The organism is Pseudonocardia sp. DSM 110487 (assembly GCF_019468565.1).
GTDB lineage: Bacteria > Actinomycetota > Actinomycetes > Mycobacteriales > Pseudonocardiaceae > Pseudonocardia.
In genome coordinates this window covers 807,904-819,449 of record NZ_CP080521.1, presented here as the reverse complement: position 1 = coordinate 819,449, position 11,546 = coordinate 807,904, and the positions used below count along the sequence as shown (strand labels likewise).

Annotated in this window: 11 protein-coding genes; 5 read left to right on the top strand and 6 right to left on the bottom strand. The window is 72.6% G+C overall.

Going from position 1 to position 11,546, the window contains the following annotated elements:
* Positions 1 to 4: 4 nt before the first annotated feature.
* Positions 5 to 1,393 (bottom strand): hypothetical protein, encoded by a 1,389-nt coding sequence (locus tag K1T35_RS03750; protein ID WP_220258789.1) that lies wholly within the window; start codon positions 1,391 to 1,393, stop codon positions 5 to 7.
* A 69-nt stretch (positions 1,394 to 1,462) separates the two neighbouring features.
* Here K1T35_RS03750 and K1T35_RS03745 point away from each other — a divergent pair, with 69 nt between their 5' ends.
* Positions 1,463 to 2,317, top strand: coding sequence for a TetR/AcrR family transcriptional regulator (locus K1T35_RS03745; protein WP_220258788.1), 855 nt, complete (start codon positions 1,463 to 1,465; stop codon positions 2,315 to 2,317).
* 32 nt (positions 2,318 to 2,349) lie between these two features.
* Here K1T35_RS03745 and K1T35_RS03740 read toward each other — a convergent pair whose 3' ends face one another.
* Positions 2,350 to 3,297, bottom strand: a complete 948-nt coding sequence (locus K1T35_RS03740) for an asparaginase (protein ID WP_220258787.1) — start codon at positions 3,295 to 3,297, stop codon at positions 2,350 to 2,352.
* Between the two features lie 59 nt (positions 3,298 to 3,356).
* Positions 3,357 to 4,565 carry an alpha/beta hydrolase fold domain-containing protein gene (locus K1T35_RS03735; protein WP_220258786.1) on the bottom strand — a complete coding sequence of 403 codons (1,209 nt, stop codon included), beginning with the start codon at positions 4,563 to 4,565 and terminating at the stop codon, positions 3,357 to 3,359.
* 109 nt (positions 4,566 to 4,674) lie between these two features.
* On the opposite strand from K1T35_RS03735, the gene K1T35_RS03730 reads away from it, so the two are divergent.
* The 3 genes from K1T35_RS03730 to K1T35_RS03720 all read left to right on the top strand — a co-directional run bounded on the left by K1T35_RS03730 (position 4,675) and on the right by K1T35_RS03720 (position 7,941).
* Positions 4,675 to 5,958 (top strand): alpha/beta fold hydrolase, encoded by a 1,284-nt coding sequence (locus K1T35_RS03730; protein WP_220258785.1) that lies wholly within the window; start codon positions 4,675 to 4,677, stop codon positions 5,956 to 5,958.
* A gap of 151 nt (positions 5,959 to 6,109) precedes the next feature.
* Positions 6,110 to 7,264: a sensor histidine kinase gene (locus tag K1T35_RS03725; protein ID WP_220258784.1), complete on the top strand. Its 1,155-nt coding sequence runs from the start codon at positions 6,110 to 6,112 to the stop codon at positions 7,262 to 7,264.
* On the top strand, positions 7,264 to 7,941 hold the full coding sequence (locus tag K1T35_RS03720) for a response regulator transcription factor (RefSeq protein WP_220258783.1): 678 nt from the start codon (positions 7,264 to 7,266) through the stop codon (positions 7,939 to 7,941). Before K1T35_RS03725 ends, K1T35_RS03720 begins: the two co-directional genes overlap by 1 nt.
* Here the strand turns inward: K1T35_RS03720 and K1T35_RS03715 are convergent.
* Positions 7,938 to 8,603: a trans-aconitate 2-methyltransferase gene (locus K1T35_RS03715; protein ID WP_220258782.1), complete on the bottom strand. Its 666-nt coding sequence runs from the start codon at positions 8,601 to 8,603 to the stop codon at positions 7,938 to 7,940. The genes K1T35_RS03720 and K1T35_RS03715 overlap by 4 nt on opposite strands.
* A 102-nt stretch (positions 8,604 to 8,705) precedes the next feature.
* Here K1T35_RS03715 and K1T35_RS03710 point away from each other — a divergent pair, with 102 nt between their 5' ends.
* Positions 8,706 to 9,995 carry an MFS transporter gene (locus K1T35_RS03710; RefSeq protein ID WP_220258781.1) on the top strand — a complete coding sequence of 430 codons (1,290 nt, stop codon included), beginning with the start codon at positions 8,706 to 8,708 and terminating at the stop codon, positions 9,993 to 9,995.
* Here the strand turns inward: K1T35_RS03710 and K1T35_RS03705 are convergent.
* Both K1T35_RS03705 and K1T35_RS03700 read right to left on the bottom strand, forming a co-directional pair.
* On the bottom strand, positions 9,964 to 10,857 hold the full coding sequence (locus K1T35_RS03705) for a DMT family transporter (protein ID WP_220258780.1): 894 nt from the start codon (positions 10,855 to 10,857) through the stop codon (positions 9,964 to 9,966). The genes K1T35_RS03710 and K1T35_RS03705 overlap by 32 nt on opposite strands.
* A 74-nt stretch (positions 10,858 to 10,931) precedes the next feature.
* Positions 10,932 to 11,540 (bottom strand): GNAT family N-acetyltransferase, encoded by a 609-nt coding sequence (locus K1T35_RS03700; protein WP_220258779.1) that lies wholly within the window; start codon positions 11,538 to 11,540, stop codon positions 10,932 to 10,934.
* Positions 11,541 to 11,546: the final 6 nt, after the last annotated feature.

Genomic DNA, 11,546 nt, shown 5'->3' with positions numbered 1-11,546 from the left:
CGTCCTACCGGCTCTCGAAGAGCACCTCGGGGAACCGCCGTGACGGGTCGTCGAGCAGCGGGGCGGGCCGCCCCTTCAGGTGCTTGTCGAAGAAGGCGAGCGCGTAGGTGTCGGGGATGACGCGCGCCCGGCGCGCGTCGAGGGGACCGCGGAGGCCCAGCGGCTCGGCGAGCGGCGAGAAGAGCGGGAAGTCGGAGAAGTCGACGTGGTACATCCCGGGGACCAGCACGATGTACCCGGCTCCGGGCAGCCGGTCGAAGACCGCGCGCATGGTGCGGTGCGTCTCCTCGACGTCCGACTCGGACCAGCCTTCGCGGCGCATCGTGTCGGCGTCGCGGCTGATCCACATGACCGGCTGGCGCAGGCCGTCGGAGACCACGTCGGCGGGCAGGAACACGTCGATGGGCAGGCAGGCCCCCAGGCGGGGCTCGATCTTGCACGTCTCACCGGCGACGGCCCCACCGAGCGACACCCCGAACATGCCCACGTGGTCCAGATCCAGCCGTCCGGCCAGTACGTCGTCGGAACGGTCGAGGTCGGCGAGCCGATCCAGCGTGAAGATCGCGTCCTGTGCCAGGAACGGGATGACGCTGTCGATGAAGGCGCGGTCGAGCATCCGGGGATCCAGGTCGACCCGCCGCCCGTCCGGGAAGACCACGCCGGCCGCGGCGTGCGGGTGGTCGATGGCCGCGACCACGTAGCCGTGGGACACGAGCTCCTCGACCTGCGCCGTGTTGTGCTGGCGGTAGCCACCACGACCGTGCGAGAAGAGCAGCACGGGATGGCGGACCGCCTCGCGGGCGGCCGGCGCACCTGGGACGGCGTTCGTCCGCACCTGGTCGAAGTAGCCGAAGGTGGAATCCGGCAGTTCCATCAGGCGGGCGAGCGGCGCGAGCGCGCGGCCGTCCGCGACGTAGGGCGCTCGCGGCGCAGAGGGCTCGTCGACAGCGGGGTACCAGACCTGCACGACGACCTCCCGCCGGTCGTCGGGATCGGCGGTGAAGATGTCCGGGCGGGCGGCGTCCACCCAGTGGTAGGTCTGCGTACCGATCGCGTAGGGGCCGGTCGGGCGGGGGAAGCCGAACACGGGGACGGCCAGCGGTACCGCAATGGCCACGACCAGTCCCATGCCCCCCAACCCCGCCCAGATCCGGGTGCTGCCCCGCCCCCATCCGGCCGTCCGCGCAGGCCAGGCCGCTGCGAGCAGCCCGCTCAGCGCGTACGCCGGGATCATCTGCCAGCGCGCCCCTTCGACCAGCACCTGCGCCGCCAGCAGCGGGAGCGGGATAAGTGCGAGCGAACGGAGGTGACGCGCCCGGCCGGGCAACCGAACGACATGGAGGAGGAACACCAACACCGTGGCGGCGAGCAGGGAGGCTTCGAGCGGGCGCATCCGGGACAGGTCCTTCGCGGTGGCCTACAGTTTGAGACTTGAGACATCGTATCTCAAACGCGCACGGAGGTGACAGTGCAGACCGGCCCCGAACCCACCGGTCTCCCCCGCAGGCGGCGCCGGCTGTCCGACCGGGAGACCGAACGCCGCATGCTCGACACCGCGGTGGGCATGGTCAACGAGGCCGGCCTGACCGTGAGCCTCGAACACATCAGCCTCGAGGAGGTGATCCGGGAAGCCGGAGTCGCCCGCAGTGCGGTGTACCGCCGCTGGCCCTACAAGGACATGTTCTTCAGCGACCTGCTCCGTGAGCTCGCCACGGCCGCGGCACCGGCGTCCGTCGCGGGCAGGGAGACCGGGCATGCCGCCCTCGCCGAGATCGCGGCCGAGCGGCTCGATCGGCTCGAGACGCCGGAGGGCCGTCGCGCGGTGCTGCTGGAGCTGATCCGGCGTGAGCCGGACTTCGCGCGTGTGCACCGGTCGGCGGAATGGCGGACCTACCTCGCCCTCCACGCCACGTTCCTCGGCCTGCCCGACGGGGCCCTCCGCGCGGATGTGCAGGCGGCGCTGACAGCGTCCGAGCGGGGCTTCGCCACCCGGATCGCCGCGGCATGGCAGGAGTGGGCCGAGCTGTTCGGCTTCCGGATGCGCCCCGCGCTCGGCACCGGCTACGACGCCCTCGCGAGCCTGGTCAGCGCGCACTTCCGGGGACTGGTGCTGATGTCACCGACGAGCCCCGACATCGCCGGGGCGCACATCCACGCCGACCCGTTCGGCACCGGGGAGACGGCGCACTGGTCTCTGCGCTCCGTCGCGCTGGCCGGTGTCGCCCTCACGTTCCTCGAGCCCGACCCCGACATCACCTGGACCGAGGAGCGGATCGCCGCCGCCCGGCACCGGCTGGCCGCCATGGCACCCGCCTGACACTCCGCGCTCACGAAACCCGAGTGCCCGGGTCAGAGGACAGCTTCGACCTCGCCGACCGGTTCGCCGTGGCCCAGCACCGGGACCTCGCCGATGTCGCCCAGCCCGGTGACCCCGAGCGTCCCCAGGAGCGCCGTGACCACCGGTGGCAGGGGGCGCGGGGAGCCGTCCGCGATCTTCACGGCGAGCGCGCCGCCGTCAGGGAGCGCCGCGGCGAACACGGCCTCCGCGCCGTCCTTCGCGACGAGGCCGGGCGCGGCCACGATCAGCGTCGTGGGGAACCGGCCGGTGCCGCCGAGCCACCACGGGAATGCGCGCACGGCCGCGGCGACGCGGTGCTCGGGTGTGCCTGCGGGGGCGGTGGCGATCCGCGCGAACGCGCGGGCAAGGCCCGCGGGTGTGCAGGAGAAGAGCGGTGCGCCACAGCCGTCGATCGTGACGTGCGCCGGGTCGCCGTCGCCGGTCAGCTCGGCGACCGTCGCCCGTATCGCGCGCTGCAGCGGGTGGGCCGGGTCGAGGTACGCCGCTCGATCCCATCCGGCCGCCACGCAGGTGGCGAGCATCGCGGCGTGCTTGCCGGAGCAGTTCTGGGTGAGCCGGGTCGGCTTGTTCCCCGCGATCACCCACGCAGTCGCGGCGTCGGCGTCGAGCGGAAGGGCCGGGGTGTTCTGCAGGTCTGCCTCGTCGAGGCCGGCACCATCCAGGATGCGACGCACACCGGAGAGGTGGTCCGGCTCGCCGGAGTGGCTGGCGCAGGCGAGCGCGAGCAGCTCGCCGTCCAGGTCGAGCCCGCTCCGCAACATCGCGACCGCCTGCACGAGCTTCAGCGACGAGCGCGCGAAGAACGTGCCGTCCGGGTCGCCGCGGCGCACCCGCACCGACCCGTCCGGCGCGAGCACGACCAGGTGACCCCGGTGCACCGACTCCGCCACCCCGCCTCGTACGACCCGCGCGACGACCTGCGCCTCGTCCTCGACCACATCTGCACGCTACGTCGCGTCCACGTCTCGCTCCCGGTTCTGTGCGGCATGCAACCCGCTCAGGCGCTGCGCGACCCGCCTGCCCGCTCCCCCACCTCCCGCACGAACGCCCCGGCCTGCTGCAACGCCTCGGCCGCCTCGGGCAGGAACGGCCAGAACACGTGGAACTGGTGCGTGTCGGCGGGATAGAGCTCGAAGCGGGCGTCCACGCCGTGCTCGCGGGCTCGTTCGACGAGCTGCCTCGCCTCGGGACGGGCCTTGTCCCCGGTGGCCGCCTGCACGAGGAGGGGCGGCAGTCCGCTGAGGTCGGCGAGCAGCGGGCTCACCAGCGGGTCGTCCACCGGGTGACCGTCGAGGTAGAGCTCGCGGCTGCGGCGCACGTGCCCGACGAGCTCCGCGTCCGCCACGGGGTCGAGGTACGCGCCGGTGAGGTCGAGGCCGGGGCAGAGCAGCACGGCCCCGCCCGGCATCGGCAGGCCGTCCGCGGCGAGGCTGAGCAACAGCGACATCACCAGCGCGCCGCCCGTGGAGTCACCCGCCAGCACGATTCGGTCCGCGGACGAGGCCCGCTCGACGATCCACGCGTAGGCGCGCAGGGCGTCCTGCACCGCAGCGGGGAAGGGGTGCTCCGGCGCGAGCCGGTAGTCCGGCAGCACCACGCCGGTGCCCGCGGCGAGCGCGAACGCCCCGACGAGCGGGCGGTAACCGAACGCGGAACCGAGGATGTAGCCGCCGCCGTGCAGGTAGAGCACGGTCGTCTCCTGCTCCGGTGAGCCGCTGAGCAGCAGCGACGGCACACCGCCCGCGTTCGCGGGCCGGACGAGGACCTCCGCGGGCACGGCGAACTGCGCGTGCATCGCCTCGACGGCGTCCCGCAGCTCCTGGACACCCGCCTCGACGCCGAGCGCCTCCCGCAGCTCGTCCCAGTGCCGGGCGGCCCGGCCGATCAGCTCACCGCCGACGGCGCGCGTGGCGGCCACCGCGTCGTCGAGCCGCTCGAGCAGGTCCTCGGCGCGAGGCCGGAGGGCCTCCCCGGCGAGCGTGAGCTCCACCCGGTGGGTCGACCGCCGCAGCAGTTCGGCACCCAGCAGCCGCTCGAGAGCGCGAATCTGACGGCTGAGCGCGGGCTGCGACAGGTAGAGGCGGGCCGCGGCCCGCCCGAAGTTCAGCTCCTCCGCGACCGCGACGAACGCCCGCAGGTGGCGCAGCTCGACGGCGTCGGGTGCCGGAGGGAGCGCGAGCAGGCGCCCCCGGGACGGCTCGTTCATAGGGCGATTCTCGCCCGCGGATGCGCCCGGTGGTGATGCGTTCCGGGCACGACGGTCATGCGCACTCGGCCTTTCCCTCGGCACCGTTCCGGGTGCGAGCGTCTTCCGCATGGCACTCGAGCTCGGCGGCACCGCCCGCCTCGCCCTCCGTGGCGTGAGAGGTCGGCTGTGGTCGGACCTGCACCAGCCCGGCGGCCCGTCCGGGACGCCGCTGCTGGTGCTCTTCCCGGACAGCAGCCGGCCGGTCATCGACCCGGCCGCGCTCTGCCGCACCGGGTTGACCGTGCTCGTGACACATCCCGGCGATCCGGCCGACGCCGTCGCCGTCGTGGAGTGGGCCGCCGAGCACGCCGCCGAGCTCGACGCCGACCCGGCGCGCCTGCTCGTCGGCGGCGAGCGCTCGGGGGCAGCGCTCGCCGCCGCCGTTGCCCGGCACGCCCGCCAGAACGGGTGGCCACCGCTGCGGCTGTTCGTGCCGCCCGGCACCACCGAACCGGAAGGAACCACGATGACCAGGTCGACCACATTCCTCGCGATCACCACCACGGTCGCGGCGGCGCTCGCCGTCGGCTGCGCCACCCCCGCCGCGGACGCGACGCCCGAGCCGGGCCGCTACGCCACGGTCAACGGGCTCGAGATGTACTACGAGGTGCACGGCCCGGAGACCGGGCGTCCGCTCGTCCTGCTGCACGGCGCCTTCTCCGGCATCGGCGTCGACTTCGCAGGCCTGCTCCCCGAACTCGCCCGGAACCGGCGAGTGATCGCCGTGGAGCAACAGGCGCACGGCCACACCCCCGACATCGACCGCCCGCTGCGCGTCGAGCACATGGTGGACGACACCGTCGCGCTGCTCGACCAGCTCGGAGTGACCCGGGCCGACGTCCTCGGCTACAGCATGGGCGCCGCGGTCGCCCTCGGCATGGGCCTGGAACGGCCGGAGCTGGTGCACAAGCTGGTGCTCGTCTCACCCGGCTACGACACCAACTCCACCCACGCAGGCCTGATGGAGAGCCTGCAGGGCTTCCGGCCGGAGATGCTGCACGGCACCCCGTTCCACGACTACTACCTGCGTGCCGCTCCCCGTCCCGAGGACTTCCCGGTTCTCGTCGAGAAGAAGAAGGAGATGGACCGGCACTACCCGGACCACCCGCGGAGCGCGGTGCAGGGGCTGGCCGCACCCGTGCTGCTCGTGGCGGGCGACTCCGACATCGTCCGCAACGACTACCTCGTGGAGTTCTTCGGGCTGCTCGGCGGCAACGTCATCGGCGACATGGTCGGCCTGCCGGCCTCGCAGCTGGCGATCCTGCCGGGCACCACGCACCTCAGCGTGGTCCACCGCCCTGAGCTGCACACAATCGTCCCTGGCTTCCTCGACGCGCCGTCCTCGACGTAGAGGCCATCGAACGAACGGCACCCCGTCCGAGGTCATCGGACGGGGTGCCGATCGCCGCAGACACGGCCGTCACCGCTACGCCGAGGGCGGTACGCCGACGCACTCCCGCGGGCGGAGGTGCCCGGCCCCTGCCCCGGGCTACCGTCGCCCCATGCGAACCGGCGAGCGTCCGAGCTGGTGGGCGGGGTTCCTGCCCACCGTGGTGCTGCCGGTCGCCGTCGCCGTGTTCACGCTGGTCGGCACCGGGTTCGCGCAGCGGTACGGCACCGGGCTCCGCCTGCTCGACCCGGTGGGCGGGATCCTGCTGCTCGCCGGGCCCGCGGCACTGGTCGTGCGCCGGTGGAACCCGCCGGTGGTGTTCGCCGGTGTCGCCGGAGTCCTCCTGATATACCTCGCGGCCGGCTACCCGTTCGGGCCCGTGCCGCTCGCCTCGTTCGTCGCGCTCGGCACCACCGTCGGCCGCGGCTACCGACGAGCGGGTTACTCGGTCGCCGCCGTCACCTTCGCCTGCGTACTGGTGGTGCACGTGCTGCGCCACCCCGGCCTCGGGTTCCCGTTCGCCGGCGCGTCGGTGTGGCTCGCGTGGATCGCCGCGTTCGTCGCGGCCGCGGAGCTGTGGCGGGCCCGCCGGGAGCGGCGCGAGCAGGCGCGAGCCGCGGCCGCGGAAGCGGATCGACGCCGCGGCAGCGAGGAGCGGCTGCGCATCGCGCGCGACCTGCACGACGTGCTCGGCCACCACATCTCGCTCATCAACGTGCAGGCAGGCGTGGCCCTCTACCTGATGGACGACGACCCGGAGCAAGCCCGCTCGGCGCTCACCGCGATCAAGCAGTCCAGCCGTGACCTGCTGCGCGAGATGCGCTCGACGCTCGGTGTGCTGCGCGGCGTCGACGAGGAGCCGCCGCACCAGCCGGTGGCAGGCCTCGCCAGGCTGGACGAGCTCGTTGAGGCCACGCGCGCGGCCGGGCTGCCGGTGTCCGTCGAGATCGGCGGCGAGCCGCGGGAGCTGCCACCGAGCGTCGACACGGCGGCGTACCGGATCATCCAGGAGGCGCTGACCAACACCCGCAAGCACGCGGGGCCCGCGCAGGCGTCGGTGCTGCTCACGTACACCGAGGACGGGATCACGATGCAGATCGACGACGACGGCTCTGGCCCTGCGGGAAGATCCGACGGCGGCGACGGGCTCCCGGGAATGCGCGAGCGCGCCGCCGCCCTCGGTGGCACGCTCACGGCGGGCCCGCGCCCTGGCGGCGGGTTCCGGGTGGACGCGCACCTGCTCACGACGGGAGGCGGGGGACACTGATGATCGGCGTGCTGCTGGTGGACGACCAGGCGCTGGTGCGCGCCGGGTTCCGGGCGCTGCTGCAGGCCCAGCCGGACATCGAGGTGGTCGGTGAGGCCGACGACGGCGCCGCCGCCGTCACGATGGCTCGCGACACGAAGCCGGACGTCGTGCTGATGGACATCCGCATGCCGGGCCGCAACGGCCTCGACGCCACCAAGGACATCGTGGCCGACCCTCGACTGTCCGGGGTGAGGGTCATCGTCCTCACGACGTTCGCCGAGGACGCGTACGTCTTCGACGCCATCCGCAACGGCGCGAGCGGCTTCCTGGTGAAGGACATCGAGCCGGTGGAGCTCGTGCACGCGATCCGCGTGGTGCACGGTGGCGACGCCCTGCTCTCCCCCGTCGTCACGCGGCGGCTCATCGAGGAGTTCGCGGCGCGGGCCAAACCGCCGCAGCCCGCCAAACAGATCACCGCGCTGCTCGGCCAGCTCACCGACCGCGAACGCGAGGTTGTGGCGCTCGTGGCGGCGGGACTGTCCAACGACGAGATCGCCGAACGGCTCGTGGTGAGCCCGGCGACGGCGAAGACGCACGTCAGCCGGGCCATGATCAAGCTGGCCGCGCGCGACCGCGCGCAGGTGGTGGTGCTCGCGTACGAGAGCGGTCTCGTGCGGCCGGGCTGGACCGGCTAGGAGACGGGGCTGCCTGCTCCCCAGTAGAACGGTCCGGTCGTCGTCGGCCGGACCTGCACCCGCCATCCGACTCGAGCCAGCCGCTCCTCGAGCTCGTCGGCCCGGTGGGGCACTTTGACGGCTCGGTGAGCAGACCCGTCGTGCAAGCGCCGGAGGATCGTCGAGGACGACTCGCCTTCGACGAGCTCGTCGGGCGTGCGATACGCGTCGTCGACGAAGAACACCCGGCCACCGGGCTTCAGACAGCCCGCGACGAGCGACCAGAACGACGCGAACCGCTCCAGGGGCACGTGCGAGAGCCAGAAGCCGAAGAAGACCACGTCGTAGCGGCGATCAGGCTGCCAGTCGAAGATGTTCGCCTCGACGAACCGCACGGGTTCGCCGCCGAAACGGGCCGAGGCGATCCCGACCATCTCGGGCGACGCGTCCACGGCCGTGACCTCCGTGGCGTGGCGGAGGAGCTGCCTGGTCCATACGCCCGGACCACAGGCGAGCTCGAGCACGCTGCCGGTGGGCCGGAACGCGTCGAGCGCCGCGGCCAGCTCGCCGCCGTCGTCGAACGGCAAGGCGTGCTCCTCGTACTCCGGCGCGACAGCGCGGTAGTAGCTGACCTGTTCGGCGAGGAGTTGTTCGAGGTCGCGCGCGCCCATGGTCACGATCATCGTCCCGGTGTCAAAACGCGCCGGCAACAGGACGGTTGACGCGCCGATCGGCGCACTAGATCGTTGTGCGCAGGACACGAGGAGGTGGCCGGGGTGGACCCGATGTCGAAGGTTGCTGCCGCGGAGGCCGGGTCACGCCCGGACCAGCTGCGTAGGGTCGCGCTCGCGAGCGCGGTCGGCACCACGATCGAGTGGTACGACTACTTCATCTACTCCACCGCAGCCGCGCTGGTGTTCGCCTCGCAGTTCTTCCCGACGTTCGACCCCGCGTCGGGGACGCTGGCATCGTTCGCGACGCTCGGCGTGGGGTTCCTCGCGCGGCCGGTCGGCGGCATCCTCTGGGGCCACTTCGGCGACCGGGTCGGCCGCAAGGCGATGCTCATCGCGTCGCTGCTGCTGATGGGCATCGCGACGGTCGGGGTCGGCCTGCTCCCCACCTACGAGCAGATCGGCCTGCTCGCGCCGGTGCTGCTGGTCGTGCTGCGACTGCTGCAGGGCCTGTCCGCGGGCGGGGAGTGGGGCGGCGCCGCGCTCATGGCCGTCGAGCACGCGCCCGAGGGACAACGGGGCAAGTACGGCTCGTACTCCCAGATCGGGGTGCCGGCCGGGCTGATCCTCGCGCAGCTGGTGTTCGTCGCCGTCGGCGCGCTCGACGACGAGCAGTTCGCGAGCTGGGGCTGGCGGCTGCCGTTCCTGTTCAGCATCGTGCTCGTCGGCGTCGGCCTGTTCATCCGCCTGCGGATCGAGGAGAGCCCGGTGTTCGCGGCGCTGCGCGCGGAGAACGTCCGCGCCCGGGTCCCGATGATCGACGTGTTGCGCGAGCGGCCCCGCGAGCTGCTGGTGGCGTCGGTCAGCTTCATCGCCAACACCGCGATCGGCTACGTCTTCCTCGCCTACCTGCTCTCCTACGGCACGTCGGTGCTGAAGGTCGACCGCAACACCATGCTGCTGGTCGTGATCATCGGCAGCGTGTCGTGGCTGGTCAGCATCATGGTGTCGGCGATCTGGTCGGACCGGGTCGGGCGCAAGCCGGTGTACCTCGTCGGTTCGGTGCTGCTGGTCGTGTGGCCGGTGCCGTTCTTCCTGCTGATCGACACGAGGTCGGCGGCGTTGATGATCATCTCGGTGATCGTCCTGACGATCGGGCTGGGCGCCTCGTACGGCCCGCAGTCGGCGCTCTTCGCCGAGATGTTCGACGCGCGGTACCGCTACAGCGGTGCCTCGTTCTCCTACGCCATCGGCGCGGTGCTCGGCGGTGGGTTCGCGCCGCTGATCGCCACGTACCTGCAGAGCTCCACGGGCACGTCGCTGTCGGTCTCGGCCTACATGGTGGGGGTAGCCGTGATCAGCCTGCTGGCCGTCATCGGCATTCGGGAGACCCGACGGGTGTGATCGGCTTCCGCGCGCGCGGCGCCGTGGCCAGCACGGAGCCGGCGAGGATCAACGCGAACGCCACGACGATCGAGGCGGTAAGGGGCTCGCCGAGCACCAGGACGCCCGCCGTGACGGCGACGGCCGGGTTCACGTACGTGAACACGAGTGCCCGCGACGGCCCGACCTCGCGGATGAGCGCGAAGAACACGAGGAACGCCAGCGCCGTGCAGAGGACGGCGAGGCCGGCGAGCGCCGCGAGCACCCGCCCGTCGGGCAGGGTCTGCGGCCAGGTGAGTGCTGCGGGCGCGGCGTAGACGAGCGCCGCGCCGCCGAGGCACACGGCCGTCATGGGGAGTGCGGGCACGTCGGACAGCCGCCGCGCGGCGATGATCGGTGCCGTCGCGTAGCAGACCGCGACCAGCAGCACCTCGACGATCGCCCACGGGCTCCCGTCACCGAGAGCGGGGGCGGCGAGCACGACCACGCCCGCGAGACCGACGGCGAGGCCGGCCCACCGCGCGGCGCCGAGCCGCTCCGCGTCGCCGGTGAGGCGGCCGATCAGCACCGCGACGATCGGCGAGGCCGCGATGAGCAGCCCGGTCATCGAGCTGGTGATGTGCTGCTCGGCGTCCGAGAGCAGGCCCCACGGGATCATGATCTCGATCACCGCGAAGGCGAGCAGCGGCTTCCAGCGCTCGCGCAGCCACGTCGGTCGGCCGGCCCGCAACGCGAGCGGCAACAGGATCGCCGCCCCGACCACCGTCCGCGCGAACACCACCATGGGCACGGACACGCCCTCGACGGCCACCTTGATCATCAGGTACGGGATGCCCCACAGGATGCTCATCGCTGCGAACAGCACCCACCCACGACCACTCATCGTCGCCCCCCAGGTTTCGCCGTGGAGCACGATACGACCGCGAAGGCCCCTCCGGAGAGCCCTTTCAGTTCCGGCTACGGGGCGATCGTGGCGCGGCCGAAGAACTGGCCTCGCGGCTCGCCGGCCACCGGGATCTCGGTGAAGCCCATCCGCTCGTAGAAGGCGCGGGCCCCGGTGTTGCGCGGATCCATCCCGAGATGCACTCGCGGCACGTTCATCGCGCCGAGCGCGCGCAGGAAGGTCGTGATGAGGACCCGGCCGTGCCCGGCGCCCTTGTACTCGGGCAACAGGTCGATGTGCAGGTGGGCCGGGTGGTCGGCCAGCTCCGGCACGAGCATCCGCTCCGGGTTGTGCAGCAGGCCGACCAGCCAGTCGAGCGGGGTCATCGTCCGCTCCGGCAGCGGGTAGCGCTCGGCGAGCGGGGGCAGCCACTCCTCGCGGTACCACTTCACGAACGCCGGGGTGTCGGCCGTGCCGATCACGTACCCGACGGCGGCGCCGCCGTCGTCGAGCACGAACGCGAGCTCCGGCTCGTGCTCGACGTAGGGCAGGGCGAAGGCGGCCGGCAGGAGGTCGGGGTCGGGGAACCGCTCGCGGGAGTCGCCTCCCGCGTCGCCGGTGAGGATGCAGATGTCGGCCACCGCGGCGCGATCCGCGGGACGATAAGGACGGATCACGGACACGACGTC